This is a genomic window from Actinophytocola glycyrrhizae (assembly GCF_042653545.1).
Lineage (GTDB): Bacteria > Actinomycetota > Actinomycetes > Mycobacteriales > Pseudonocardiaceae > Actinophytocola > Actinophytocola glycyrrhizae.
Genome location: NZ_JBHSIS010000006.1, coordinates 130,589 through 155,418, shown reverse-complemented (window position 1 = coordinate 155,418; position 24,830 = coordinate 130,589). Strand labels below are relative to the sequence as shown.

Genomic DNA, 24,830 nt, shown 5'->3' with positions numbered 1-24,830 from the left:
GACCGCCCACTGTCGGGGAGGCGTTCGTGATCAAGGTGCTGCTCGCGGATGACGAAGATCTCGTCCGCTCAGGACTCCGCACAATACTGACCAGCGCCGGCGACATCGAGGTGGTCGCCGAGTGTGACGACGGCGTCCACGTCGCCGATCTCGCGCGGCAGCATCGGCCACACGTCGTGCTGCTCGACATCCGGATGCGTTCGGCCGACGGCATCGTCGCGCTGCGTAAGCTCCGGGCTCTGCCGGAGCCGCCGGTGGTGTCGATGCTGACCACGTTCGATGTCGACGAGTACGTCCAGGAGGCGTTGCGCATCGGCGCGAGCGGCTTCCTGTTGAAGGACACCGAGCCCGCCGTCCTGATCAAAGCCGTGCGTGATCTCGCCCGCGGCGGCGCTGTGCTCGACCCGAAGGTGGCGGCACGCGTGCTGTCCGCGGTCGCGGACGGTGAGCGCGCGGCCGAGCCCGCGCGTCGCCTGCTGGCGTCGTTGTCGGACCGGGAGCGAGAGGTCGTCGCGCTCATCGGGCAGGGGCTGTCCAACGCGGAGATCGGCAGCGCGTTGCACCTGTCGGAGGCGACGGTCAAGGGTTACGTGTCCGCGGTGCTCGGCAAGATCGGCGCGGTCAACCGGGTGCAGGCGGCGCTCGTGGCCTACCGGGGCGGCCTCATCGCTTGACCTCGACCATGCTTGAGGTTCGAGACTGGTCGCATGCGAATCGTAGAGGTGACAGAGCACGGCGGACCTGAGGTGCTGGCCGTGCGCGCGGTGCCCGACCCGGTGGCGGGCGCGGACCAGGTCGTGGTCGGCGTCGCGGCGGTCGACGTGTTGTTCGTCGACACGCGGATCCGTGCCGGCTGGGGCAAGGAGTGGTTCCGCGTCGAGGCGCCGTACGTGCCGGGCAACGGGGTCGCCGGTGTCGTGCGCGAGGTCGGCGCGGGCGTGGACGAGTCGTGGACCGGCCGCCGCGTGCTCGCGTACACCGGTGAGAACAACGGCATGACGCCGACCGGTGGATACGCGGAGCGCGCCGTGGTGCACGTGTCCGCGCTCGTGCCGGTACCGGACCGGTTGGGTCTGCCGGAGGCGCTCACGCTGCTGCACGACGGCCCGATGGCGATGGGCACGTTGCGGACCGCGGCCGTGCGGCCGGGTGAGCGGGTGCTGATCACCGGTGCGGGCGGCAGCCTTGGCACGCTGCTGGTGCCGATGCTGAAGGCGGCGGGTGCGGTGGTCGTCGGGGCGGCCAAGGGCGCGCGCAAGCTCGACTTCATCCGCGAGTGGGGTGCGGACGAGGCGGTCGACTACGCCGTCCCGGGGTGGACCGAGCGGGTCGGTCCGGTGGACGTGGTTCTCGACGGGACGGGTGGCGAGATCGGCACGGCGGCCTACCAGCTGGTGCGCCCGGGTGGCCGGTTCCTCGCGTACGGCTCGTCGGCGGGTGATTTCGCGACGACGGAGCCCGCGCGGGAGGGTGTGACGGTGGTGTCGATCCTCGACATCGGCAAGGACGTCGACCGGTTGGGGGGCGTCGCGGAGATGCTCGAGAAGGCGGTCGCGGGGACGATCACGCCGCTGGTGGGGCAGACGTTCCCGCTCGACAAGGCGGTGGCCGCGCATGAGGCGATCGAGGCGCGGCAGACGGTGGGGAAGACGCTGCTGCTGCCGTGAGGGGGCCCTGCCGAGTGAGACCGTCCTGGAAGGACACGTCAGCCTGGGCCGGTGTCGGCCAGTTGTTTTGTGCCGTCCGGGGAGTCTCGCCACTGGGTGAAGGGGTCGTTCAGGTGCCAGCGGGTGCCGTCGTGGTCGAGGACGTGGATCGCGCAGTGTTCGGGGTTGGACAGGGACTCGAACAGGTCGATGCTCCACGAGAACACGCGGCGGCACAGCAGGCGCATGGTGAGGCCGTGCGAGACGACCACGACGGTGTCCGGGTGGGTGGGGTCCTTCGCGATCCGCGACTCCAGTTCGGCGAGGAACGACGCGACGCGGTCGTCGACGTCGGCGCCGGACTCGCCGTGGGGCAGGCGGTAGAAGAAGTGGCCGAACTCGTTGCGGCGGCGCTTCTGCAGTTCCTGATCGACCGGGTCCTGCAGGTTGCCCCAGTCCTGTTCGCGCAGGCGGGGTTCCGGGACCACCCGTTCGGCGGGGACGTCCAGGAACGCGAAAGTGCGTTGCGTGCGAACGTACGGGCTCACATACGCGGCTGCCGGGCCGGTCAGCAGGGCCCTGACCGCGGGGCCCGCTGCCCTTGCCTGGGCTTCGCCGCGGGCGGTCAGTGGCAGGGCGTGGTCCGGGGTTCTCGTGTAGGCGAGCTCGTCGACGTTCCCGAGGCTTTCCGCGTGCCGCAGCAGGATGATCCGCACGGCGCTATCGTGCCTCGTCCGTAGCTATTACAGTTCGACCGCCGACCACCGGGAGGAGTGTCACATGATCAAGTACGTCGCGTTGTACAAGCAGCCCGCCGATCCTGAGGCGTTCGAGAAGGCCTACTTCGAGTCGCACAAACCGCTGATCGACAAGGTGCCAGGACTGGTCCGCCAGGAGATCGGCAAGGTCACGCGCACGTTCGTGCCCGGGTTCCTCGAGGGCAGCGAGCCCTACCTGATCGCCGAGCTGTACTTCGAGTCCAAGGACGCCATGAAGGCCGCTTTCGCCTCGCCCGAGTGGCAGGTGTCCGGCGCGAACCTCACCGAGATCGGGGGGATGGAGCTGGTCGCGATGTTCTCCGCCGAGGTGGTCGAGTGACTCGCTCCGCCGCGGTCGTCGGTGGCGGGACCATGGGCGCGGGCATCGCGCACGTGCTGCTCGCCGCCGGGGACCGGGTCACCGTCGTCGAGGCCGGGGACGAGCGGGCGGCCGCGGCGAAGGAAGCCGTGGCGCGGTCGCTGCGCAAGGCGCAGGAGCGCGGGAAGCTCGACGGGACCGCGGCCGAACTGCTCGGCAGGCTGGCTGTCGTGGGGGACGTCAGGAACCTGCCGGACGACGTCGCGCTGGTGATCGAGGCCGTGCCCGAGGACGTGCCGCTCAAGCAGCGGGTGCTCGCCGACGTGCGCGCGGCCTGCCCGGACGCGTTGCTCGCCTCCAACACGTCGTCGCTGTCGGTGCGGCAGCTCGGCGACGACGTGATCGGCATGCACTTCTTCAACCCCGTGCCCGTGCAGGCCCTGCTGGAGCTGGTCGTGCACGACGGGCTCGGCGCCGACCAGGTCCGCACCGCCCGCGAGTGGGGCGAGTCGCTCGGCAAGACCGTCATCGAGGTCCGGGACTCGCCCGGGTTCGCCACCTCGCGGCTGGGGGTGGTCGTCGGGCTCGAGGCGATCCGCATGCTCGAGGAGGGCGTCGCGTCGGCGGAGGACATCGACACCGGCATGCGGCTGGGCTACGGCTGGCCCATGGGACCGTTGCGGCTCACCGACCTCGTGGGCCTCGACGTGCGCCTCTCCATCGCCGAGCACCTGACCAGGGAACTGGGCCCGCGGTTCACGCCGCCGGAGCTGCTGCGAAACAAGGTGGCGCGCGGCGAACTGGGTCGCAAGACTGGGCGGGGATTCTTCGAGTGGACCTGAGGGAGAGAACACGTGATCGTCCGGCCGCCCCGGAAAGAGGATGACCAGCAGATCTACGAGGTTTCCCGGCTGGCGTTCGGCGGTTCGCGGGAACCCGCGCCCGGGGAGCTGTGGTCCGACCAGCAGGGCTGGCACGGGCTGGTCGCCGAGCTGGACGGCCGGGTCGCCGGCACCCTGAAGGTCCGCGACTACCGCCAGTACTTCGGTGGTGTCGCGGTGCCGATGGGCGGTGTCGCGAACGTGGCCGTCCTGCCGGCCGCGCGCGGGCACGGGGTCGCGAACGCGCTGATCGACGCGATCCTCCCGGAGATGCGCGACCGGGGGCAGTGCGTGTCGGCGCTGTACCCGTCGGTGCCGCCGCTCTACCGCGGCCGCGGCTGGGAGCAGACCGGCAACTACGAGCGCGTCACGCTGCGCCCGGAGTACTTCACGATGCTGCCCAGGCCGTCGCAACGGCTGCCCATGCGCCGTGCCACCGACGACGACCTGCCCGCGCTGCACGACTGCTACCGGCGTTTCGCCAGGACCGTCGACGGCATGCTCGACCGGGCCACCGACGCGTTCCGGCCGGAGAAGGTCCTCGACCTGGACATCGTGGACGTCGTGCCGGGGCGCGACGGCACGGTCCTCGGCTTCCTCACCGGCGAGCGGCCCGACGGCGATCAGCTGATCGTCCACGACCTCGTCGCGGCCGACCGTGAGACCGTGCTCAGCCTGTTCGCCAACCTCGCGCGCTGGGCGGGGATCATCACGGACATCTCGCTGCGGATCGACGACCCGGCGTGGTGGCAGCTGATCGCGCCGCAGCCGGTGCTGCACGACGTGCGCAACCACCCGTGGATGCTGCGGGTCGTCGACCTGCCCGCCGCGGTCGGCGCCCGTGGCTGGCCGGTCGCCACGCACCTCGCGGACACGGCCGTGGACATCGAGGTCGCCGACGAGCACGCGCCGTGGCAGTCGGGCAGCCACCGGCTCGTCGTCGAGGGCGGCAAGGTGCGGTGTGAGCCGGGTGGCGGCGGCAACGGCACCGGCACGGTGCGGCTGCACGCCCGCGCGCTCGGCCCGTGGTTCGCGGGCTCGGCCGACACGGCGATGCTGCGCCGCACGGGCCTCCTGGAGGGTGACCCGACCGCGGCACGTGTCCTGGATGTCCTGACGGGTGCGCCCCGGCTGCCCCGAATGGCCGATTCGTTCTGACCTTCTCAGGCAGGTCTCAGCACGGCGCGTAACACTGGCCGCATGCGCATCCTCGTTGTCGACGACGACCGGGCCGTTCGCGAGTCGCTTCGGCGGTCGCTGCAGTTCAACGGCTACCAGGTCGACCTGGCCAGTGACGGCCAGCAGGCACTGGACTCGGTGACGAACGCGCGGCCGGACGCCATGGTGCTCGACGTGATGATGCCGCGCCTTGACGGGCTGGAGGTGTGCCGCAGGCTCCGCGGCACCGGCGACGACCTGCCGATCCTCGTGCTGACCGCACGGGACACGGTGTCGGACCGGGTGTCGGGGCTCGACGCCGGCGCCGACGACTACCTGCCGAAGCCGTTCGCGCTGGAGGAGCTGCTGGCCCGGCTGCGTGCGCTGCTGCGCCGCCGCACCTTCGACACGACCGGGCCCGCGCCGCAGGCGCTGAGCTTCGCCGGGCTCGAACTGGACCCCGGCACGCGGGACGTCAAGCGCGGCGACCGGCCGATCAGCCTGACCCGCACCGAGTTCTCCCTGCTCGAACTGCTGCTCGCGCACCCCAAGCAGGTGCTGACCCGCAGCCGGATCCTGGAGGAGGTCTGGGGCTACGACTTCCCGACCTCCGGCAACGCGCTCGAGGTGTACATCGGCTACCTGCGCCGCAAGACCGAGGCCGAGGGTGAGCCGAGGCTGATCCACACGGTGCGCGGCATCGGTTACGTGCTGCGGGAGACGCCTCCGTGACCTTGACGTCCGCGACACCCGCCGCGAAGCAGCGGGTGTCGCTCCGGTCGCGGGTGACACTGCTCGCGGCCAGCTGTGTGGCGGGTGCGGTGGCGCTGGTGTCGCTCGGCGCCTACTGGACGGTCCGGGAGAACCTGTACACCCAGCTCGACGAGACCCTGTGGCAGAAGGCGCAGGCCACGGTGCAGAACAAGTGGATCGTGGAGACCTCCTCCGGTGAGCGGCTGCCCGTCGGCCTGCTCGGGCTCTCCGGGGTCGAGGTGGCGCTGGTCGACGACACCGGTGACGTGGTCATCGGCACCATGGAGAGCCTGCCGCCGATCGGGCCGGCCGAGGTGGCCGTCGCGAGGGGCGGCGCGCCGAACATCCGCACGGACGCCAAGTCCGACTCGCGGGTGGTCGCCGTGCCGTACCAGCGTGACGCGCTGGTGCTGGCGCAGTCGTGGGGGCCGACGAGGAAACAGCTCGCGGACCTGTCGCTGGTGCTGCTGCTGATCGGCGGCGCGGGTGTCCTGGTCGCGGCGGCCGCGGGCACGGCCGTGGCCAGGACCGGGTTGCGACCGGTGCAGCGGCTGACCCGCGCGACCGAGCGCGTCGCCACCACCGGTGACCTGCGGCCGATCCAGGTCGACGGCGACGACGAGCTGGCCAGGTTGTCGCACAGCTTCAACCTCATGCTGGCCGCGGTCGCGGACGCGCAGAACCGGCAGCGGCAGCTCGTCGCGGACGCCGGGCACGAGCTGCGCACCCCGCTGACCTCGCTGCGGACGAACCTGGAGCTGCTGCTGTCCGCGGAGAAACCGAACGCGCCGCGGCTGTCCGAGTCCGATCGTGAGGAGATCCACGAGGACCTGCGCGCACAGCTCGACGAGCTGACCCAGCTCATCGGCGACCTCGTCGAGCTGGCGCGGGAGGACGCGCCACCGCTCACCCAGGAGCGGGTGGACATGGTGGAGGTCGTCGAACAGGCGCTCGCGCGGGCGCGGCGGCGGGCCGCCGACGTGCACTTCGAGGTGGACCTGCAGCCGTGGTTCCTGGTCGGCGAACCGCACGCGCTGGAGCGGGCGGTGCTGAACCTCCTCGACAACGCGGTGAAGTTCTCGCCGCCGGACGGGACCGTGCGGGTCGACCTGCGGCCCGCCGCGCACGGGTACGCGTTCCTGCAGGTCGCCGACGCCGGGCCGGGCATCAAGGACTCGGACCTGCCGCACGTGTTCGACCGCTTCTACCGGTCCGACGAGGCACGCACGCTGCCCGGGTCGGGGCTGGGCCTCGCGATCGTGAAAAGCGCGGCGCAGCGGCACGGCGGTGCGGTGTTCGCGGGTAGATCGGCCGACGGCGGGGCACTCATCGCGATGAGGCTGCCCGGGAGTTCAGAGCCGATTCTGTAGTTCCGCATAGGTTGGTCTCAGGCCGTTCTCAGGACCGAGGCGGAAGGTGGTCACATGACGGACGACAACCGGCCAGGTGGCGAGCAGCCAGGTGGCGAGCAGGGTGCCGCTTCGCAGGGCGAGTGGGCGCCCGCCGCACAGGGTGAACCGGCGGTGAGCGACGCGCAGGCACCGCCCGCCGACGCGACGCCTGCGGCGGACGTCGCGCCTGCCGCGCAGCACGTGCCGGAACACCCGCAGGGAACGAACGTCCAGGATGACCGGTCTTCCGGGGGAGCCGCGCAGGGCGGGTGGGCCGCGCAGCAGAGCGGATGGGCCCGGCCCGCCGAGGGCGCCGCGTACCCGCAGCGGAACCAGTGGACGGCCGCGCCCACCGGCCGGCAACCCGCCGATCCGGTGCTGTTCGGGTCCGCGGTCGCGGGCCCGACACCGCCGACCGGGAACTACCTTCCCAACCCGAACCCGCCGAGCAGGCCGCGGCGGGACGTGCCGGAGCAGCGGCGCGGCAGTGGCGCGCTCGTCGCCGGGGTCGCGGTGCTCGCGCTCCTCGTCGGTGGCGGTGCCGGTGCGCTCGGCGGCTACCTCGTCGCCGACAGCACCGCGAGCGCGCCGGTCACCAACGCCCTCGACCAGAAACCGCCCGCCCAGGAGACGTCCGCCGCGCCTGCGGGGTCGGTCGAGGCGGTGGCGGCGAAGGTGTCCCCCAGCGTGGTGCAGTTGCAGGTCCAGGGCCGGTCCGCCGCAGGGGAGGGGTCCGGCTTCGTCATCAGCTCCGACGGGCTGATCGTGACCAACAACCACGTGGTCGAGGCCGCCGCGGAGGACGGCCGGATCCAGGCCGTGTTCCAGGACGGCAGCTCCGCCGCCGCCACCATCGTCGGCCGCGACCCGACCTCGGACGTCGCCGTGGTCAAGGCCCAGGGCAGGACCGGTCTGCCGGTCGCGGAGCTGGGCAGCTCCGAGGCGCTCAGGGTCGGGCAGGGCGTGGTCGCGATCGGGTCGCCGTTCGAGCTGTCCGGCACCGTCACCTCCGGCATCGTCTCCTCGCTGCACCGGCCGACCCGCGCGGGCGGCGAGGACGGTTCGCAGGCGACCGTGCTGGACGCGATCCAGACCGACGCCGCGATCAACCCCGGCAACTCCGGTGGCCCGCTGGTCAACATGCAGGGCCAGATCGTCGGCATCAACTCGGCCATCTACTCGCCGCAGGCGGGCACCGGGCAGGGCGGTTCGGTCGGCATCGGTTTCGCGATCCCGATCGACCAGGCCAAACGCACGGCGAAGGAGATCGTCGAGACCGGTAAGGCCACCCAGACCGTGCTCGGGGTGAGCGTGCGCGACAACCCGGACGGTGGTGCGCTGATCGTGGACGTCGTCGCCGGTGGCGCCGGGGAGAAGGCCGGCCTGAAGAACGGCGACGTGGTCACCAAGCTCGACGAACGGCGGATCCCCACGTCCGACGCGCTCGTGGCCGCGGTCCGCTCCCACGCGCCGGGGGACAAGGTTCGGCTTGAGTTGGACAACGGTTCGCGCACAGTTGACGCGACGCTTGCCGGTCAGACGGTCGAACCACAATGATTGACTCGGGAACCATTTGAGTCCCGTCGAACGCTCGGCCGCAGGACGCGGCCGAGACCAACTCCGGCTCGATGCCCCCGAGCCGGGAAGGGCTCCATGCGGGGCTCTGCGCGACGCCGCACGCGGACGGTCAACCCCTCGCTCGCCCGCGTGCGGCGCTCGCCGTCCAGGGGCCACCTCAGTGGTGCCGGCAACGGGATTGGTCCCGTCTTGCGGCCAGTCGGGACCGGTGCTGCCGGGCCACTCCGACGACGACCACCACGGCCCACACGAACCCGACCGCGATGGCGAGCCCGGTCCCGTAGTCGCGGTCGTGCAGGCCGGGGTTGGTGACGACACCGAACGGGCGCCACAGCAACGGCAGGCTCAGCAGTGCCAGCACCCCGGTGAGCACGAGCCCGGCCACGACCGGCGCACGCCACGGCCGGGGCAGGACCCGCCCGATCCCGAGCCCGACGAGCCCGACGACCGGCGCGACGAGCCCGTCGTGGACGAGCGGCCCGCCGAGGAACCAGGCGGCGCCCTGGACGGCGTTGACGGTGCGGGAGGTGGCGAACTCCCACGTGAGGACGGCACCGTAGGCGAGCAGTGCCAGCCCGGCGATGGCGAGTGGCCAGCGCATCAGAGCACCTCCAGGCGGTGGACCCACTTGGTCTGCAGCACCCCGGGCCTGCTCGGCGCGATGATCCGGGCCGGGAACCCGTGGTCGAGCGCGAGGACCTCCCCGTTCAGCCGCAACGCGAGGAGCGTGTCCGGGTCACGCGTATGGGAACCGGGAAGCGTGCTGGCCCGGTAGGCACCGCGACGTTCCAGTGAGGTCACCCGGACCTCGCTGCCGCCGGGCGCGCCGACGAGTTCGATGAGGTCGGCGACGGGCACCCCGGTCCAGACGGCGCTTTGGCTCCAGCCCTCGACACACGCGATGGGCAACTCGGCGGTCCGCTGCGGCAGGCCGGTCAGCTGGGCGAGGGACAACCGCGTGACGCCGGTCCTGGTGACGATCTCCAGCCGCCAACCAGGGTCGACGGTCACCCGCGCGGCCGCGGCGGTGCGGTTCACGGGCAGCCCCTGCGGACCGCGATCCGACCGCCACGACAACGGGGAGACGTTGCGCAGCAGGGGGACCGTGGCCCCGGCGGTGGCGACGACCGCGACGGCGGTGGCGAGGTAACCGGTGCGGAGGAACGATCGCCGCGCGGTGTCGACGGGCGTCAGCCGGGTGAGCCCACGCCGGATCACGGGCAGCTTCACCGCGACGTGCAGCAACACGGACCCGGCGGCGACCCAGCCGACCGCGTAGTGGGCGGCGAGGAAGTAGAAGGACCACGGATAGTTCTGGGCGACGTTGAACAGGCCGGTGGCCAGTTCGAAGAACGCGGCCCCGGAGAGGACGAGGATGGAGAGCCGTTCGAGCGCGTGGGGCAGCGAACGGACGACCGGGCGGCTGAACAGCTTGGGGTAGACCGACCAGAGCTTGGCGAGCAGCAGCGGAACCGCGGCGATCCCGGCGATGACGTGGATGCCCTGCGTGACCTGGTACAGCCCGGCGGGCCGGGCGGGCCAGCCGAACCACGCGGGCGGGTGCTGGACGAGGTGGCTGAGCAGCCCGGTGAGGAAGCAGAGCAGGAACGCGACCCCCAGCCACATCCCGAGGCGGGCGGTGACCTTCTCGTGGTGGGCGGGTCCGCGAAAACTCTCCTCGTGGGGCTGGACCCGCTGGATGAACCGCCCGAGCCCGCTGCCGGGCGAAGGCAGCAACCTGTGGACAACCCCACGACGCCGCCCGTCGTCGTCGGTGCCCGCCGCTACGCTGGATTCCGGGGGGCCGGAGGCCGCGGCCTCGGCGGTTTCGGCTCGGTCGCTGTGCGGCTTGTGGACAACCGCTTCGCGGACGCCGTCGTTGTCGGTGCCCGGCGTTACGCTGGATTCCGGGGGGCCGGCGGCCGCCCCGCGAGCAGGTGGCTCGGTCATGGCTTGATCAACTCCGTGAACCAGCGGCCGCCCGCCGCCCGTAGCCAGCCGGGGGTCAGCCCGGCGCTGGCGGCGGTCGTCGCGACCGCGTCCGCGCCCAGCCACGCCCAGTCGAACCACCGGCCGCCCGGGCTGTCGCTTGTGGACAACCGGACCTGGCCCCTGCGCAGGCCCGTGCCCGGCGGGTCCACCTCCACCAGCGCGCTCCCGCCCGTACCGAGCAGCTCCCGCACCCGCCCCAGCAGCCGCACGGGATCGCCGCCGATCCCGATGTTGCCGTCCGCCAGCAGCGCGTGCCGCCACCGGCCCTCGCCCGGCTGCGGGGCGAACACGTCCCGCCGGATCGCCGGTGCGCCCGCCTCCCTCGTCAGCCGCACCGCCACCGCCGACACGTCCGTGCCCAGCGCCAGCACCCCGCGTTCCGCCAGTGCCGCGGTCAGCCTGCCGGGGCCGCAGCCGATGTCGAGGGTCGGCCCAGAACAACTGCGCAGCAACAACTCGTCACCCGGGTCCGGTGCCGCCCGCCAGCGTTCGGTCCGCAGGCTGATCCGCTCGCCCGTCGCCAGCTCCAGCCAGCACCGCGCACCGAGCAGACCCGGCTCGAAATGCGTGTCGATCATCAGACCGCCTCCCGGAACGCGTGCGCGAACCGGGACGCCGGGATCTGCGCGGCCACGCCCGCCGCGTCGGCCACCGTGTCCACATCGGACAACACGGGCAGGTGCGACACCCGCAAACCAAGACCGCGCAGGGCGAACAGCGTCAGCTCGCCGGTGTCCGCCCGCGACATCGGCACCGTGCGCAGAACGTGCGCGTCCGCGGGGCGCCGCAGTCCCAGCGCCCACCAGCCGCCGTCCGCCGCCGGGCCCAGCACCGCGTCGACCTCGGTCAGCTGCGTCAGCGCACCGGTCAGCAGCGCGGGACGCAGCTGTGGCGTATCCGTTCCCACCTGGAGCACCGGCGTGCCGGGGAAGCGTGCCGCGACGTCGGCGTGCGCGTTGGCCAGCCGGTCCGCGAAGCCCGTGCCGCGCTGCGGGATCACCACGCGGTCCGCGAGCGCCGCCACCAGCTCCGCCGACCGCTCCGCCGCGGCGAGGTCGCCGGTCAGCGCGTACACCGGCACCACGTCCGGCATCGCACGCACGCAGTCCACCGTGTCCAGCAGCGCGGCCGCCGCCAGCCGGGCCGCGTGCCGGGCGCCGACCGCGGGCGCGAGCCGCGTCTTCGCGAACCCGGCCACCGGCGCCTTCGCCACGACCAGCAGCACGGCACTCATCGCAGCACCGCGGCCATGTCCCGCACCGCGCGCGCCGTGCCACGCACCGAACCCGACACCTTCGACCGCGTGCCTGCCGCCCTCGGCCGGTACGCGACGTCGCGTTCCACGACCGACCAGCCGGCGTCCGCGGCCCGCAGCAGCAGTTCGAGCGGATACCCGAACGCGCGGTCCGCCACCCCGAGCGCCAGCAGGTCGGTGCGCCGCACCGCCCGCGCGGGCGCGATGTCCGACACCGCCAGCCCGCGCCGCCGCAGAATCGCCGCCAGCACCCGGTTCCCGGCCCGCGCGTGCCACGGCCACACACCCCGCGACACCGGCACCCGCCTGCCCACCGCGAGGTGCGCGCCCGCCACCACCTCGGCCACTAGCCCCGCCAGTTCGGCCGGGTCCAGCGAGCCGTCCGCGTCGAGGAAGCACACGATCCCGGCGCTGGCCTGCGTCAGCCCGGTGTGCACGGCCGCGCCGTAGCCCCTGCGCGGTTCGTGCACGACGGTCGCGCCGTGCGCCGCGGCGATCTCCGGTGAGCCGTCGGTGGAACCGTTGTCCACCACGATCGCGCGGTAGCCCGCGGGTAGCGCGGTGAGCACCCCGGGCAGCGCGGCAGCCTCGTCGAGACAGGGGAGCACCACGTCGACGGGTGCGGTCCAGGTCGTCATGTCATCGAAGCTAGGTCCACGCGGGAGGGACGAAAACCCTTGCGGTGCTTACCGAATTGTGACGGCGGGCCAATCATTACGGAGTTCTGACGGATCCGGGAACCACCGCGCGCCAAGCACTTCGGCGACCTACGGTCCACCCGTGGTCCTCGCCCCTCCCGCGCAGAAGAAGACCGTCCGCGGCGACCTCGTCGCCGGTGGTGCCGCCATCGGCTTCGTCCTCGTCACCACCGCCGTCGGCTTCCTGACCGGCGCCCGCAACTACGGCGCCGACCTGCACCCGAGGGCCGCGCCGCGGTTCGGCGAGTACCCGGTGCTCGCCGACCTCTACCCGAGGGTGGCGCCCGCGTCGCTGGCCGCCGTGGTGATCGCCGTCGCCACCGTGGTGTGGGGACCGGTGCTGGCCGAGCGCCTGCGGTGGGGTGCGCTGCTCGGCGCCGGGTACGCACTCGCCGTCGCGTGGATCTTCGCGCTGGCGCTGGTGGACGGCTGGCACCGCGGCGTCGCCCACAAGCTCGCGGCGGGCGGGGAGTACCTCGGCGTGGTCGACGAGATCACCGACATCCCGGCGTTCCTGTCCGGGTTCGCGTCCCGGATCGTCGACTTCCAGCCGGACTCGTGGCCGACGCACGTGTCCGGGCACCCGCCGGTCGCGACGCTGGTGTTCGTGTGGCTCGACCGCGTCGGCCTGTCCGGCGGCGGCGCGGCGGGGGTGGTGTGCGTGCTCGCGGGCGCGGCCGTCGCGGTCGCGGTGCCGGTGACCGTCGCGGCGCTCGGGCGGACCGACCTCGCGCGGGCGGCGGTGCCGTTCGTCGCGCTGATGCCGGGCGCGATCTGGCTCGGTGTCTCCGCCGACGCCATGTTCGCCGGGGTCACGGCCTGCGGGATCGCGTTGTTCGCACTCGGTGCCGGCCGGGGCGGGCGGGCGCTGTGCGCCGCGGGCGGGATCGTGCTCGGGTTCGGGATCTTCCTGTCCTACGGGCTGCTGCTGATGGGGCCGATCGCGCTGGCCGTCGTGCTGGTGACGAAGAACTGGCGTGCGCTGCTGTACGCGGTGCCCGGTGCGCTGGCCGTGGTGGCGGTGTTCGCGTTCGCCGGGTTCTGGTGGCTCGACGGGTACCAGCTGGTCGTCGAGCGCTACTACCAGGGCATCGCGTCGGACCGGCCGTACTGGTACTGGGTGTGGGCGAACCTGGCGTGCCTCACGCTCGCCGTCGGGCCCGCCGCGGTCGCCGGGCTGCGCCGCACCGACTTCCTAGGCTTCCGGGAACCGGTCGACGTGCTGGTCCGCGGCGCCGCGCTCGCGGTGCTCACCGCCACCGTCTCGGGGCTCTCGAAAGCGGAGGTCGAACGCATTTGGCTACCGTTCGCGGTGTGGTTGGTGCTGGCGGCGGTGCGGTTGCCACCGGAAACGCGGCGCTGGTGGCTCGCGGCGCAGGCCGGGGTGGCGCTGGTGGTCAACCATGTCCTGCTGACGACCTGGTGAGGTGGCCGTGACTCATTCGACCCAGTCGACCGTGCTCGTGGTGGACGACGACCTGACGGTGCGCGACGTCGTCCGGCGGTACCTCGAGCTGGCCGGGCACCGGGTCGCGCTCGCCGACAACGGCGAGGACGCGCTCGCGTGGATCGCCGACCACGACCCGGACCTGGTGGTGCTCGACCTGATGCTGCCGGGCATCGACGGGCTCGAGGTGTGCCGCAGGCTGCGGCAGACCAGCGCGGTGCCGGTGGTGATGCTGACCGCGCTCGGCGAGGAGGAGAACCGCATCGCCGGGCTGCAGCTGGGTGCCGACGACTACGTGACGAAACCGTTCAGCCCCCGGGAGCTGGCGCTGCGGGTGTCGTCGGTGCTGCGGCGCTCCGGTGGTTCGGCGCCAGCGGCGTCCTCGGCGGACGTGGTCGACGGCGACCTGCGGCTCGACGCCGGTGCGCGCCGGGCGACGCTCGCGGGCACCGAGCTGCCGCTGACGACCCGCGAGTTCGACCTGCTCGCGTTCCTGATGACCCACCCCGGCGAGGCGTTCACCCGTGAGCAGCTGCTGGAGAAGGTGTGGGGCTGGGACTTCGGCGACCAGTCCACGGTGACCGTCCACGTGCGACGGTTGCGCGAGAAGATCGAGAGGACCCCAGCGAAGCCGGCGCGCATCGCGACCGTGTGGGGGGTGGGGTATCGCTATGACCGGGCGTGACCAGGCGCAGGGCATGATCGAGCCGAGCGAGTCGTTCAGCGCGATGATCACCCACGCGCTGCACATCCTGCCGTACGCGCTCGCGCTGGTGCTGCCGGTCGTCGCGGCCGGGACGGCGCTGCTGTACTGGGTGCGCCGCGGCTCGCTGACGACGACGATGACCGTGCTGGTGCTGGTGCCGGTGGTCGCGATGCTGACCGGGGTGCTCGGCATCAGCGGGTTCATGTTCAACGCGACGCTGACCACGATGTCGCTGGTGTGCGTGCTGGTGCTGCTGGTGACGGTGCCGGTGGCGCTGCTGCTCGGCAGGGCGATCGCGCGGCGCAGCGTGTGGGAGCGGGAGGCGCGGGAACGGGAACGCGCCGCCGAGGCGTCGCGGCGTGAGCTGGTGGCGTGGATCAGCCACGACCTGCGCACCCCGCTGGCCGGGATCCGCGCGATGGCGGAGGCGCTGGCCGACGGTGTGGTGTCGTCGCCCTCGGAGGTGGCCGGGTACGCGAGCCGCATCGGCGGCGAGACGCGGCGGCTGTCGGGGATGGTCGACGACCTCTTCGAGCTGTCGAGGATCACGGCGGGCGCGTTGCGGCTGACCATGTCGCAGGTGGCGTTGCGCGAGGTGGTCTCGGACGTGCTGGCGGCGCAGGTGCCGGTGGCGCAGCGGAAACGGGTGCGGGTGCTGGCGAACGCGGCCACCGCGCCGGTGGTGCTGGGGTCGGACCCGGAGCTCGCGCGGGTGGTCCGCAACCTCGTGTCCAACGCGATCCGGCACACCCCGCCGGACGGGACGGTGGCGGTGCAGGTGGGGGTGGACGGCGGGGACGCGGTGCTCGCGGTCGACGACGGGTGCGGCGGGATCCCGGACGGCGAGCTTTCCCGGGTGTTCGACGTCGCGTTCCGGGGCAGCGCCGCGCGGACGCCGTCACGGTCGGCGGAGGAACAGGTCGGCGGCGGGCTCGGGCTGGCGATCGCGAAGGGGCTCGTGGAGGCGCACAGGGGGCGGATCAACGCGCGGAACCACGGGCCGGGGTGCCGGTTCGAGGTGCGGTTGCCGCTGGCGACCGGGTGATGGTGGCCTCCGGCCCCCGGAATCCAGCGTAGCGGCCTGCACCGACAGTTCTTGTCGGCTTGTCCACAGGGAGCGGACGGGTGTGGCCTCCGGCCCCCCTCGAACCACGTTACGGCAGGGCACCGACATTTCTCGTGGTCCGGCGCGAGGGCTGTGGACAGTGCCCTGACTGTGCCCCTGGCTGTGGACAACCGCGGTGCGCGGCGGCTTCTGTGTCGGTGGTCCGCCCTAGGCGAACTCCCATTTGCCGACATACAGTCCGTGCATGGGGACACGGAAGAACGTTAGCGCAGGTCAGGCCGCGGGTGTGCCGGTGTTCGACTCGTATGCGCGGTTGTCGAAGAACCCGAACACGGGTGAGTTCGAGAAGATCGAGACGCAGTGGGCGGACAACCGGAGGGTGATCGAGCGGTTGGGCGGCACGCTGGGTCAGGAGTTGGACGACGGGTTGTCGGCGTGGAAGAAGAACGTGCGCCGTCCGGGGTGGGCGAAGCTGCTGGAGCGGGTGGCTTCGGGTGCGTCGGACGGGATCGTGGTGTGGCACACCGACCGCCTGTTTCGGCAGCCGCGAGACCTGGAAAAGTTGATCGATCTCGCGGACAAGGGGTTCGTGGTCGTCAGTGCCCACGGTTCGCGTGACCTGGCGGACCCGGATGACCGGTTCATTCTGCGGATCGAGGTCGCGCACGCGGCGCGGTCGTCGGATGACACGTCGCGTCGGATCAAGCGTCGGTTCCGCACGTTCCGGGAAAACGGCATCGGGCACATTGGCGGACCGCGCCGGTTCGGGTGGCCTGGTCGGGACCTGACGTGGACGCCAGGCGAGGGTGAGACGGACGATGACCGGCCGATGGTGCCGGACGCGCTGGTGGCCCGGGAACGTCGCACGTTGGCTGAGGCGACGGACGCGGCGTTGTCCGGCGTCTCCGAAGCGGTGATCGCTCGGGAGTGGAACGACCAGGGCTTGTTCACGGCGGAGGGCCGTAGGTGGGTGCGGCTGACGGTCAAGTCCGTGCTGTCCCGTCCCACGAACGCCGGGCTGGTCGAGTCCGATGGTGAACTGGTCGCGACGATGCCGGGAGACCCCATCGTGGACCCGCGCAAGTTCGACCTGTTGCGCTCCAAGTACGCCGCTCGCCGTAAGGACGGGTAGCGGGCGAGGTCGGTCCAGGCTATGTCGGCACCGGGATTATCCGGTGCGGTGAGCCCGGTTGCGGCGCGAGGCTCACGGCCCGCAACGGTGACGGTTTCTACCGCAACCTCGCGTGGACGCCGCAGCTTGCCCGCGCACTTCAAGCCGCATTGGAGATGACCGACGCCGCGTTCGCGGAGCACCTGGGCACCACGGTGCGCACGGTCACCTCATGGGACCAGTTCGACACCACAATCGATGACACCGCGATCCGCGCGATCCTGGAGACGGCAGCACAGCAGGCATCGATCAGTGTGAAGAAGCGGTTCGCGCAGTCGGCGAACACTCCGGTGCGGAAGAAGTACTACACGTGCGAGAAGGAACGCCGGGGATGCGGCAAGGTCAACGCCGACCTCCGCTCGGTGGACCAGGAACTACGGACCTACGTGATCCTGCGCCTGTCGGATGACCGGTACGCGGCAGCGGTGGAGGCGGCACGCGCCCAGGTCGCGGACCGGTTGTCGGCGATCAACGCCGAGATCGCCGAGTACGAACAGCTCCAAGAAGCGGTCTCCGAGCGGTTGGGGCGTCGAGAGTTCAAGACCATGGCCGCGTTCGACAAGGCCAACAAACCCATCGTTGACGCCCTGGACAGGCTCTACGCCGAACGCGAAGCGTTGTCCGAAGGATCACCGGAAGGCCCGACGAAGGCTCAACCCGCTGCCGCGATCGCGGCCCAGTGGGACGCCGCCGACAACTCCGAACGCCGGGTCATGCTCACCAAAGCACTGGGCGGCTCCATCCTGTACCTGGACAAGTACGTCCAGCGGCCCGGCCCGCGCGTGTTCGACCGGAACCGTCTGCGCCTGGTTGCCCACGACGGGACCACAGTGACCTTCGGCGACCTCACCTAACGGGTCGGGCACCGTCCCCAGACAGCGAACGGCGCACCCCTCGGATTTGAGAGGTGCGCCGTTCGCGTTGGTCGGAGGGTCACCGCTGCCTCTGGCCGCGTCGAGCACGGCGGGCGTCGATACGGCGGAGCACGGCCCCCACGGCGGCGATCTCCTCCGGGGTCATTGGAGGCAGGGCGGTGACCGCCCGTTTCCAGTATCGGTATGACTTCGGGTCGATACCCGCGTCCCGCGCTTCCTGATCATCATCGCTTCCTGGCTTCTGTGTCGCGTTGGCTGGAGTGGGCAGTGGGTTAGTGGCCGTGGTGACCACCTCCCCCGGTGTCAGGGAGGGAGGTTCCGCGTTGGGGCCCGGGCCGCCGTTTCCGGGGGGTTTTTGGTGTGGCCGGAGATAAGCTCCCTGCCCTCCCTGACGCGCGTTTGCGCTGTTCAGGGCGGGGAGTTGGGGTCAGAGAGGGGGTAGGGAGAACTCCCTGACTCCCTGGCTCCTCCCTGGTGGCCTCCCTGATGTGGTTGGCGGTGCGGTTGTGGAGCGCGGCCGTGACGTCCTCCGCGCGGATGACCATGCGGCCGTCGGACTTCTGTGGCGTGATCCCGAGGTCGGCGAGTGCGTCTCGCAGGTCGGTCAGGGTCCACTCTTGGTAGGTCGGGTGTTGTGCGGCGAGCCTGCCGAGAACGACTTGGGTGCGGACTCGGCGCTCTCCCTGCATGGCCGCCGCGATGTCGGTCAGGTGGTCCGGTCCGGCGTCGGGCGCTGGCTCCAGTTCGGCCCGTCGTGGTGCGGGCAGCGCGCGGCCGTCTTCCTCGATCAGTGCCATGGCGCGCGCGATGATGGGGGTTACGTCGTCGGCCCCATCCTCGAAGGGCACGTAGTAGGTGCGGATCAGTTCGAACGTCTCGGCTGTCACGCCGACCGCTACGCAGGTGCCCCTATCGGTGTGGGTGCGTAGTTCGGTGGCGCGGATGCCTGCCGCGTAGCGGCCCGACCCCAACAGTCCGTCGTTGGCGATGTGGTCGGCGACAGAGAACGCGACCCCGCACACCACGTTCCGGGTCAGTTCCCGGGGGATGCTGTCCTTAGTGGGCGACTGCGTGGCGAACAGCGGGACGATGCCGTACTTGCGGCCTCGCTTGACCAGGCGTACGGCCAGCTCTGCGGCGCGCTTGCCGAACTTGGGGTGTTGGAACAGTTCGTGGCATTCATCGATCCCGATCACGAGCGGATGCAGGCCAAGTCCCCGCTGGTCGGCCAACCTGCGGGACACCTTGGGTGGCTGCCCTGTCTGTGCACCAAGGGTTTTCCCGCGCCGTTCCATCTCCTCGGCGAGATCGGCCAGCGCCTGGCACGCGGCCTCGGCTACCGCGTCATCCATGCCCATCCGGTAGCGGGTCAGCCGTGGCGCGAACGGCTCGAAGTCGGGGGACTCGCCGAGTACGAACACCCACAGCTCCGCTGTCGGGTCCAGCGCGGCACCCAACATCAGCGTGCGCAACGCGCTCGTTTTGCCCTGTCCGGGCCGCCCGCCGATCAGCCAGGACGCGCCGATCAACGGGGCGTTGACGACAAGGCCGCGTTGGGACAGTCCGAACGGGACACCGGCGAACACGTCCGCCCGGCCCCCGTCGGCTGCCGACTCGTCGAGCAGCGGCCACGGTCCAGCACCGCCGGACAAGGTGCCCTTGTCGGCCACCCACAGATCCAGGATTCCGGCTTCCTCGCCTTGGGTCGGCCAGGTCTCCAGAGCGGACCGCCCGAGGTTCGCGGCCAGCTTCGGGCGCTGCCCGGCAACCATGTCCGCGGTGACCCCTAACGGCAGTCTGACCTGTGTAAACGTGCCATCTCCGTCCTTTCTGGCCGGTACCGTGTAGACCAGTTCGCCGCCGTCTTTGAAGAACCTGTTCAGCGGCGAGATACCGAGGTGTGCGAGCGCGCGGGAGATCATCCGTTCGTCCACCCATGAACCTGCGTCGTCGCGTTCGGGCTGGATCAGCCAGCTCGCGCCGGGTTCCCGGTCGCGTCCCTCGAACGCTGCCGCGATGGCCCACACCACGGGCAGGCACACCAACAGCACGGGCACGGCGGTAGTCAGCACCGTCCACACCCCACCGATAGCCGCGTAGGTCCCGGCCAGCCACGGCCACATGTCCGCCCGGTCTAGGAACGCGTCGACCAGCCACAGCGCTACGGCCACCGGCCCGACCACCCGCACAGTGATCACGGCCCGCCGTAGCACGATCCCGACACGCGCCCACCGTGCTTTCGCGTCCGCGCGGATCAGCTCCTGTGCGGTACGCCGCGCGTCCACGTCACCAGCCAGCCGCGCCGCGCGGACATCGGCCCGCAGATCGGCGTAGGTAGCCCAGCACCACGCCTTGCCCAACCATCGCCAATGCCCGCGAACCACGAACCACACCAGCCGCAACAGGTCGGCCGGAGCCTTCCGCACTCGGTAGGCCGTCACCGACCGCGCCCGCCGCATCCGGTCCGACCGCCACATCCGGCCTGCCAGCCCGCGCACGCGCGCCCAGCAGGCCCGACCAGCGGCACGCACCACCGACCAGAGCACCGACCACACCGGACCGTCCACACCAGGACCGGCACCTGCCCGGCCGTAGGTGGAAGCGTCGCCGATGACCTCCGCGTCGAACACCTTCCGTTCCAAGCTGGTGCCCGCATCGTTCACAAGGCTGTTCACGTCGGACCCGTTCACAGCACCGTTCACGCCGTTCACCCGGGCGTTCTCGGAAGAGTCGGTCATGGCTGGCTCTCCCGGTCCCACTCGGCCACCAGGTCGGCCCGCAACGAGGCGGCCAACCGGGAGGACAGGCCACGTGAGCAACCGGTGACCTCACGCACCCACGCCGGAGTGATCACCACGCCCGGGTGCCACGCACGCCGCGCGGCCTCCCGGTACTCGCCGAACGTCCCCCGCCGCCGACCAGCCGGATGCGCGCTAGCAGCATCGGTGATGACCTCTCTGCTGTCGGACTCCTCACCGGCCGCCGACGGAGCCGACGGTGCGTCTGCGGCCGTCTCAGCTACCGCGCCCGTGCTGGTGTCCGTTGGCGCGTGCATTGGACTGGTGCCGCGCCCGTTCACACGGGCGTTCATGGCAACGGTTACGGCGTCGGCCAGCTTGTCGCGGAGGTCGGTCACGGCCTCCGCCGCGACGAACACGAGCAGCGGCGGGACGGAGTGCAGGACCACTCCGGCCGCGCTGCCGTGCGCCCAGGACTGCCAGGTGTTCATCACGTACGTGGCCGCGAGCGTGAACCACTTCGCGGCCCGCACCCACCGCCCGGTCCGTACTTGGTAGCGGGAGGTGATCTGTTCGGCTCGCAACACCGCGATGAGCACCAGCGACACCGTGGGATCGAGCACCCACGCGGCCAGCCACGGCAGCGACCACGCTCCGGCACCGGACGCGGCGAACACCTGAACGTTGGTCATGGTGAACGCCAGCCCGAGCACGATCCCGGCCCAGCACAACCGGTCCACCTGAGACCGGACCCGTTCGATCCGCAACGCCACCACGTCCGGGTGCGTCTGCCACGCTCGCACCTCCGCCGCTTCCGCCGCGTTCTGCGCCAGCCGCTGACCCCGCGTGAGCGGCACGTGCCGGGCGTCCTGCGGGCCATTCCGTGGTGCACGTTCCCGCAGGTCAGATAGGGTGCCAGTTCCCGCCGGCGCGAACCCTGAACGATCTTGGTTCATCGGCGACCACCCCGCCTACGCGGCAGGTCCACGGTGGTCACCGTCAACGCCCGGGTGAGCGTGTAGGACGCGAACAGTGCGGGCAGCCCCAACGCCGCAACCACCGCCCACCCGTTCACCGACGGGTGGGTGAGCACCAGCCACTGAACACCCACGATCACCCCGGCCGTGAACAACACCCGGCCGGTCAGCGACAGCAACCGCGCACCCGACCGCGCCGCGTCCGCCGCAGCCCGGGCACGGCGCGCACCCGCACGCCACACCCACGCCAGCACCACCAAGCACGCGACACCAGTCGCCACCTGTTCCACCGTCAGGCCCGTGGTCATCGCTGACCACCACCCGTGCCAGGCTCCGCACCTGGTTCGACGCCGACCTGCCCGCCCAGCCACCGACGACGCGACCGCCACACCGGATACAGCGCCCGCACATCGTCAGCGGGCAGCGCACCCCACACCCCAAGCGTCCGATCACCCGAGGTCCGCAACTCCAGTTCCAGGCACTCACGTCGCACCGGGCAGTCCGCGCACACCCGCGCGGCCAGTTCCCGATCCGTCAGGTCGTCCCCGGTCCACTCCGGCTCCAACTCCAACCGGAACAGGACCATGCACGCCCCGTCCCGGGTCACCACCTCGAACAACGCACCGTCCGGCACGTCCGCCAACCCGTCCAGGTCGGCCGCCACCTGCGTGAAGTACTCCTCGGGGTCCACCGGAATGCGCCCGTCCATCAGGCACCACCCCGCACGGAAGCTTCGGCGGGCGGCTCCGTGCACCGCTCACCGTCCGGTAGATCACTGGCTGCGAGATGCGCCAGCACATGCGCCGGAATCAGCACCCGACGCCGCCGACGCACCACCGGCAGCAAGCCCATCCGGATAGCACGGCATACCCGCGAGTTATCGACACCCAGCAACCACGCAACTTCCGCGATCGAAAGCAGACGTGGAGCCTGAGGATTAGCGTTCTTCATGACTGTTTGGGTCCTTACTCTTGGCAGGCGACCTGCAGGTTTGCAGGGCCGCTGCCTCAAGTAAGCCGCGAACAGCAGAATACGACTATGACAACTTTGGAATATGACATGCCACCAGAGAATATCCGCATGTCGAGCGCGTTATTCTCCGATGGAATATTCAGAAGAGGAATACATTCCGTGCCAGATTCTGGCTTGGAATGTTGATCTACGCTTGTGCGTCGGGGGCCTGCTTGAGGTCCGCGAGAAGGTCACTGAAGTCCGTGCGCGCACCCCCGGCACCCTTCCGGATCTCGTGGTCCAGCTCGCTTGCGACCATCAGGAGGGAGGGGCGGCTACGACGCCCGTCCCCCAGCGCAGCTATGCCCAGTGTCGACGCCTCATCGATGTCGCCACGGCGGGCCGCTATGACCGCCAACGTCAACTCGGCCTCGGTCTTGCGCATCGGCGACGAGACGAAGCCGTCCGCGTTCGTACTGCGTCGGATCACTTCTCTGGCGTTGCGCTCAGCCAGTGCGTCCTCGCCGACGATCCGGTAGGTGTCCATAGCGTAGAAGTCCCACTTATCGGGATCGACCACGAAGTGATTGTCGGGCCGCTCCGGATACGGCAGCTTGTCCAGCAGCGCGCTACCGCGCTCCAGCGCCTCATGCACCTGTTCACGCATTCCCATGCGCGCGTACGCCTTGGCTTGCTGACCATAGAGCTGCACCGCCACAGAATGAGACGGCGATGAAATTATCCCTGCCTCAGCGACCGGAACAACGGCGCGAGGATTTCCAGCCGTCAAGTGAAACCATGCCAGCATCTCGTGCGACCAGCCAACGATGCCCGGCACCCCGGACTCCTCGCCGAGTTTCGACGCCATACGTCGGGTTGCTTCCGCTGGGGCAGACTGACCAAGATCGTATTCCAGGCAGCCAACTAGCAGGGCAAGCATTCCCGCATTGTGCAGAATGTCTCGATGCTGGGGTAGTGTCAGTCTATTATTGAGCAGATTGGTTGCCCTGTTGAGCCACTCTTTGCTGGTTGCAATCAACCTGCGGGCGTCAGCATGCGCGTAGTCGCAGCACAGCTGGTCGACCGTAATGTTCAGCGCGTCGACTGTCGCAGAGTTGATCGATGAGGACCGCATACGTTGAATCAGCTCAACTGTGTCCATACCGGTCACGGAGATCAACTCATCGTCGGGAGTCGAACTCAAGGAATCGGGTACCGCCGAGTTGGCGGGTGCAGGTCGAGATTCCGCGTCGCTACGTGAAACGATGATCAATTCCTGCCGTGGATCGAGTTTGAACCACAACAAACGTTGCGGAAAGTGAAGCTTCTTGGCGTACTGCCGCAGCGTTGGAATGTACTCTTCTTTTTTCATGCCACTCTCAAGCTTGCTCACAAGCCCTTGGCTGATGCCCAACCAGCGAGCGAGCAATTCTTGATTGATGGGTTTGCCGTACCTCTTGAGATGGTACGGATGATTTCGATACGCCTTAAATATCTTCCCGATGTCTTCGCTTTCGAAAGCAGCGTGGAACTCGTCGGTGTCAAAGAAGTCGTCCCGGAGCTGCGCAGGTGGCGTTCGGAGCTGGTCCCGCAGGTCCCGAGTGCACGCGCCGCACAGGTGGGCGTTGTTGTCAGCCGCGAGCAGTGATCCGCAACTGTCGCATCGACGACCGTCACCAGCCCCGGCCTGCATAGCCCCCGTACCCATAGGACACCCTCCCAAGTCCTGCCGTACGCCTGTGACCAGCGTACATCGGGGCGGCTGGTACTGCGAACGAGTGAACGCGTGCCCCATGCGCGGCGTCCGACCTCCTCATATTCCGGACCGGAATATGAGTATTCCGGATCATGTGTGGACCACCGTGGCAAACGTCGACACGGTTGGAGCAAGGCGAGGCCGTAGCCCCGTCTACAGCACGTAGGCGTAGTCCCGCCATCACCACCCCGTCAGTTCGCAATATCGGATTCGAGGTGCCTCCCCGATGTCCTCGTCTACTCCAGAAGAGGTGATAGTGACAGCGTCGCTGACCAGCGATGTCGCACGCGTTGCGCGTGGAATGCGTGAAGCGCTGGCTTTGGTCGACGAGGTATTGGACCTCGACCATGAGACCTGGGAAAGCACCCTTCATGTCGGAGACATCGAATTCTATACCTCCAAAAACGGTCCATACCCCAACAATCAGATGCGAATCAGCGTGCGCCCTTCAATGGGAGTCGCTGCACTGCACTACGCCGACCATGATGACCCAGAAGTATCTGACGCGTACTCGTATACGCCGAACCCGTCGATCGAGAGAGTACATCTGATCTTCAGCGGTGAAACCGGTCGACTCTTCCCGCGGTCCGCGGTTATTTCGATATCACACGCACGCGCTGCTCTCGTCGAATGGCTTCGTACACGGGCGCGACCGAAGTGCATCGAATGGAGGTCCGAGTGAATCTTTCTCAGTCGTCGCACGGTCTACCGTCA

Annotated in this window: 25 protein-coding genes; 14 read left to right on the top strand and 11 right to left on the bottom strand. The window is 70.2% G+C overall.

Annotated elements, in window-relative coordinates; translation table 11 throughout:
* Positions 1 to 26 precede the first annotated feature (26 nt).
* Together ACFPCV_RS11490 and ACFPCV_RS11485 are read left to right on the top strand one after the other, a co-directional pair.
* A complete protein-coding gene (locus ACFPCV_RS11490) occupies positions 27 to 674 on the top strand; it encodes a response regulator (RefSeq protein ID WP_378056077.1) in 648 nt (215 codons plus the stop codon).
* Positions 675 to 707: 33 nt separating this feature from the next.
* On the top strand, positions 708 to 1,667 hold the full coding sequence (locus tag ACFPCV_RS11485; RefSeq protein WP_378056076.1) for a zinc-binding dehydrogenase: 960 nt from the start codon (positions 708 to 710) through the stop codon (positions 1,665 to 1,667).
* A 38-nt stretch (positions 1,668 to 1,705) separates the two neighbouring features.
* On the opposite strand, the gene ACFPCV_RS11480 is transcribed toward ACFPCV_RS11485, so the two are convergent.
* The gene (locus ACFPCV_RS11480; RefSeq protein WP_378056075.1) at positions 1,706 to 2,362 is read right to left on the bottom strand and encodes a histidine phosphatase family protein; all 657 of its coding nucleotides are present in this window, start codon (positions 2,360 to 2,362) and stop codon (positions 1,706 to 1,708) included.
* A gap of 64 nt (positions 2,363 to 2,426) precedes the next feature.
* On the opposite strand from ACFPCV_RS11480, the gene ACFPCV_RS11475 reads away from it, so the two are divergent.
* The 6 genes from ACFPCV_RS11475 to ACFPCV_RS11450 are packed head-to-tail and all read left to right on the top strand — an operon-like array spanning position 2,427 to position 8,463.
* On the top strand, positions 2,427 to 2,744 hold the full coding sequence (locus tag ACFPCV_RS11475) for an EthD family reductase (protein ID WP_378056074.1): 318 nt from the start codon (positions 2,427 to 2,429) through the stop codon (positions 2,742 to 2,744).
* Positions 2,741 to 3,565, top strand: a complete 825-nt coding sequence (locus ACFPCV_RS11470) for a 3-hydroxyacyl-CoA dehydrogenase family protein (RefSeq protein WP_378056073.1) — start codon at positions 2,741 to 2,743, stop codon at positions 3,563 to 3,565. The genes ACFPCV_RS11475 and ACFPCV_RS11470 overlap by 4 nt, the downstream gene beginning before the upstream one ends.
* A 12-nt stretch (positions 3,566 to 3,577) precedes the next feature.
* On the top strand, positions 3,578 to 4,762 hold the full coding sequence (locus tag ACFPCV_RS11465; RefSeq protein ID WP_378056072.1) for a GNAT family N-acetyltransferase: 1,185 nt from the start codon (positions 3,578 to 3,580) through the stop codon (positions 4,760 to 4,762).
* Between the two features lie 42 nt (positions 4,763 to 4,804).
* The gene (locus tag ACFPCV_RS11460) at positions 4,805 to 5,494 is read left to right on the top strand and encodes a response regulator transcription factor (RefSeq protein ID WP_378056071.1); all 690 of its coding nucleotides are present in this window, start codon (positions 4,805 to 4,807) and stop codon (positions 5,492 to 5,494) included.
* Positions 5,491 to 6,885: a HAMP domain-containing sensor histidine kinase gene (locus tag ACFPCV_RS11455; RefSeq protein ID WP_378056070.1), complete on the top strand. Its 1,395-nt coding sequence runs from the start codon at positions 5,491 to 5,493 to the stop codon at positions 6,883 to 6,885. Before ACFPCV_RS11460 ends, ACFPCV_RS11455 begins: the two co-directional genes overlap by 4 nt.
* 54 nt (positions 6,886 to 6,939) lie before the next feature.
* Positions 6,940 to 8,463 carry a S1C family serine protease gene (locus ACFPCV_RS11450; protein ID WP_378056069.1) on the top strand — a complete coding sequence of 508 codons (1,524 nt, stop codon included), beginning with the start codon at positions 6,940 to 6,942 and terminating at the stop codon, positions 8,461 to 8,463.
* A 178-nt stretch (positions 8,464 to 8,641) separates the two neighbouring features.
* On the opposite strand, the gene ACFPCV_RS11445 is transcribed toward ACFPCV_RS11450, so the two are convergent.
* The 5 genes from ACFPCV_RS11445 to ACFPCV_RS11425 form a co-directional block, all read right to left on the bottom strand.
* Entirely contained in the window at positions 8,642 to 9,085 is a 444-nt protein-coding gene (locus ACFPCV_RS11445; RefSeq protein WP_378056068.1) for a hypothetical protein, read from the bottom strand.
* On the bottom strand, positions 9,085 to 10,110 hold the full coding sequence (locus ACFPCV_RS11440; protein ID WP_378056918.1) for a molybdopterin-dependent oxidoreductase: 1,026 nt from the start codon (positions 10,108 to 10,110) through the stop codon (positions 9,085 to 9,087). The genes ACFPCV_RS11445 and ACFPCV_RS11440 overlap by 1 nt, the downstream gene beginning before the upstream one ends.
* 320 nt (positions 10,111 to 10,430) lie before the next feature.
* On the bottom strand, positions 10,431 to 11,054 hold the full coding sequence (locus ACFPCV_RS11435; protein WP_378056067.1) for a methyltransferase domain-containing protein: 624 nt from the start codon (positions 11,052 to 11,054) through the stop codon (positions 10,431 to 10,433).
* Positions 11,054 to 11,710, bottom strand: a complete 657-nt coding sequence (locus ACFPCV_RS11430) for a TIGR04282 family arsenosugar biosynthesis glycosyltransferase (RefSeq protein ID WP_378056066.1) — start codon at positions 11,708 to 11,710, stop codon at positions 11,054 to 11,056. Before ACFPCV_RS11430 ends, ACFPCV_RS11435 begins: the two co-directional genes overlap by 1 nt.
* The gene (locus ACFPCV_RS11425; protein ID WP_378056065.1) at positions 11,707 to 12,369 is read right to left on the bottom strand and encodes a glycosyltransferase family 2 protein; all 663 of its coding nucleotides are present in this window, start codon (positions 12,367 to 12,369) and stop codon (positions 11,707 to 11,709) included. Before ACFPCV_RS11425 ends, ACFPCV_RS11430 begins: the two co-directional genes overlap by 4 nt.
* 142 nt (positions 12,370 to 12,511) lie before the next feature.
* Between ACFPCV_RS11425 and ACFPCV_RS11420 the strand changes: the two genes are divergently transcribed.
* From ACFPCV_RS11420 to ACFPCV_RS11400, 5 genes are all read left to right on the top strand, one after another.
* A complete protein-coding gene (locus ACFPCV_RS11420) occupies positions 12,512 to 13,855 on the top strand; it encodes a hypothetical protein (RefSeq protein WP_378056064.1) in 1,344 nt (447 codons plus the stop codon).
* 7 nt (positions 13,856 to 13,862) lie between these two features.
* On the top strand, positions 13,863 to 14,561 hold the full coding sequence (locus ACFPCV_RS11415) for a response regulator transcription factor (protein ID WP_378056063.1): 699 nt from the start codon (positions 13,863 to 13,865) through the stop codon (positions 14,559 to 14,561).
* 13 nt (positions 14,562 to 14,574) lie between these two features.
* Entirely contained in the window at positions 14,575 to 15,627 is a 1,053-nt protein-coding gene (locus ACFPCV_RS11410) for a sensor histidine kinase (RefSeq protein WP_378056917.1), read from the top strand.
* Between the two features lie 265 nt (positions 15,628 to 15,892).
* The gene (locus tag ACFPCV_RS11405) at positions 15,893 to 16,780 is read left to right on the top strand and encodes a recombinase family protein (RefSeq protein WP_378056062.1); all 888 of its coding nucleotides are present in this window, start codon (positions 15,893 to 15,895) and stop codon (positions 16,778 to 16,780) included.
* A 155-nt stretch (positions 16,781 to 16,935) separates the two neighbouring features.
* On the top strand, positions 16,936 to 17,673 hold the full coding sequence (locus ACFPCV_RS11400) for a helix-turn-helix domain-containing protein (RefSeq protein WP_378056061.1): 738 nt from the start codon (positions 16,936 to 16,938) through the stop codon (positions 17,671 to 17,673).
* A 293-nt stretch (positions 17,674 to 17,966) separates the two neighbouring features.
* Here ACFPCV_RS11400 and ACFPCV_RS11395 read toward each other — a convergent pair whose 3' ends face one another.
* The 5 genes from ACFPCV_RS11395 to ACFPCV_RS11375 all read right to left on the bottom strand — a co-directional run bounded on the left by ACFPCV_RS11395 (position 17,967) and on the right by ACFPCV_RS11375 (position 24,068).
* Complete coding sequence (locus ACFPCV_RS11395) at positions 17,967 to 20,054, bottom strand: P-loop NTPase family protein (protein WP_378056060.1); 2,088 nt, start codon at positions 20,052 to 20,054, stop codon at positions 17,967 to 17,969.
* Positions 20,055 to 20,428: 374 nt separating this feature from the next.
* Positions 20,429 to 21,289 (bottom strand): hypothetical protein, encoded by an 861-nt coding sequence (locus ACFPCV_RS11390; RefSeq protein WP_378056059.1) that lies wholly within the window; start codon positions 21,287 to 21,289, stop codon positions 20,429 to 20,431.
* 95 nt (positions 21,290 to 21,384) lie between these two features.
* Positions 21,385 to 21,717, bottom strand: coding sequence for a hypothetical protein (locus ACFPCV_RS11385; protein WP_378056058.1), 333 nt, complete (start codon positions 21,715 to 21,717; stop codon positions 21,385 to 21,387).
* Positions 21,714 to 22,118: a WhiB family transcriptional regulator gene (locus ACFPCV_RS11380; RefSeq protein ID WP_378056057.1), complete on the bottom strand. Its 405-nt coding sequence runs from the start codon at positions 22,116 to 22,118 to the stop codon at positions 21,714 to 21,716. Before ACFPCV_RS11380 ends, ACFPCV_RS11385 begins: the two co-directional genes overlap by 4 nt.
* 450 nt (positions 22,119 to 22,568) lie before the next feature.
* Positions 22,569 to 24,068, bottom strand: a complete 1,500-nt coding sequence (locus ACFPCV_RS11375; protein ID WP_378056056.1) for a helix-turn-helix domain-containing protein — start codon at positions 24,066 to 24,068, stop codon at positions 22,569 to 22,571.
* Between the two features lie 274 nt (positions 24,069 to 24,342).
* On the opposite strand from ACFPCV_RS11375, the gene ACFPCV_RS11370 reads away from it, so the two are divergent.
* Positions 24,343 to 24,798: an Imm1 family immunity protein gene (locus ACFPCV_RS11370; protein WP_378056055.1), complete on the top strand. Its 456-nt coding sequence runs from the start codon at positions 24,343 to 24,345 to the stop codon at positions 24,796 to 24,798.
* Positions 24,799 to 24,830 lie beyond the last annotated feature (32 nt).

Excerpts from the sequence above, each read along its gene's own strand:
- ACFPCV_RS11410 (WP_378056917.1), top strand. The coding sequence starts at position 14,575 with ATGATCGAGCCGAGCGAGTCGTTCAGCGCGATGATCACCCACGCGCTG.
- ACFPCV_RS11400 (WP_378056061.1), top strand. The coding sequence starts at position 16,936 with ATGACCGACGCCGCGTTCGCGGAGCACCTGGGCACCACGGTGCGCACG.
- ACFPCV_RS11370 (WP_378056055.1), top strand. The coding sequence starts at position 24,343 with ATGTCCTCGTCTACTCCAGAAGAGGTGATAGTGACAGCGTCGCTGACC.
- ACFPCV_RS11460 (WP_378056071.1), top strand. The coding sequence starts at position 4,805 with ATGCGCATCCTCGTTGTCGACGACGACCGGGCCGTTCGCGAGTCGCTT.
- ACFPCV_RS11380 (WP_378056057.1), bottom strand. The coding sequence starts at position 22,118 with ATGGACGGGCGCATTCCGGTGGACCCCGAGGAGTACTTCACGCAGGTG.
- ACFPCV_RS11435 (WP_378056067.1), bottom strand. The coding sequence starts at position 11,054 with ATGATCGACACGCATTTCGAGCCGGGTCTGCTCGGTGCGCGGTGCTGG.
- ACFPCV_RS11485 (WP_378056076.1), top strand. The coding sequence starts at position 708 with ATGCGAATCGTAGAGGTGACAGAGCACGGCGGACCTGAGGTGCTGGCC.
- ACFPCV_RS11430 (WP_378056066.1), bottom strand. The coding sequence starts at position 11,710 with ATGAGTGCCGTGCTGCTGGTCGTGGCGAAGGCGCCGGTGGCCGGGTTC.
- ACFPCV_RS11440 (WP_378056918.1), bottom strand. The coding sequence starts at position 10,110 with ATGTGGCTGGGGGTCGCGTTCCTGCTCTGCTTCCTCACCGGGCTGCTC.
- ACFPCV_RS11385 (WP_378056058.1), bottom strand. The coding sequence starts at position 21,717 with ATGACCACGGGCCTGACGGTGGAACAGGTGGCGACTGGTGTCGCGTGC.
- ACFPCV_RS11475 (WP_378056074.1), top strand. The coding sequence starts at position 2,427 with ATGATCAAGTACGTCGCGTTGTACAAGCAGCCCGCCGATCCTGAGGCG.
- ACFPCV_RS11425 (WP_378056065.1), bottom strand. The coding sequence starts at position 12,369 with ATGACGACCTGGACCGCACCCGTCGACGTGGTGCTCCCCTGTCTCGAC.
- ACFPCV_RS11375 (WP_378056056.1), bottom strand. The coding sequence starts at position 24,068 with ATGGGTACGGGGGCTATGCAGGCCGGGGCTGGTGACGGTCGTCGATGC.
- ACFPCV_RS11445 (WP_378056068.1), bottom strand. The coding sequence starts at position 9,085 with ATGCGCTGGCCACTCGCCATCGCCGGGCTGGCACTGCTCGCCTACGGT.
- ACFPCV_RS11450 (WP_378056069.1), top strand. The coding sequence starts at position 6,940 with ATGACGGACGACAACCGGCCAGGTGGCGAGCAGCCAGGTGGCGAGCAG.
- ACFPCV_RS11405 (WP_378056062.1), top strand. The coding sequence starts at position 15,893 with ATGGGGACACGGAAGAACGTTAGCGCAGGTCAGGCCGCGGGTGTGCCG.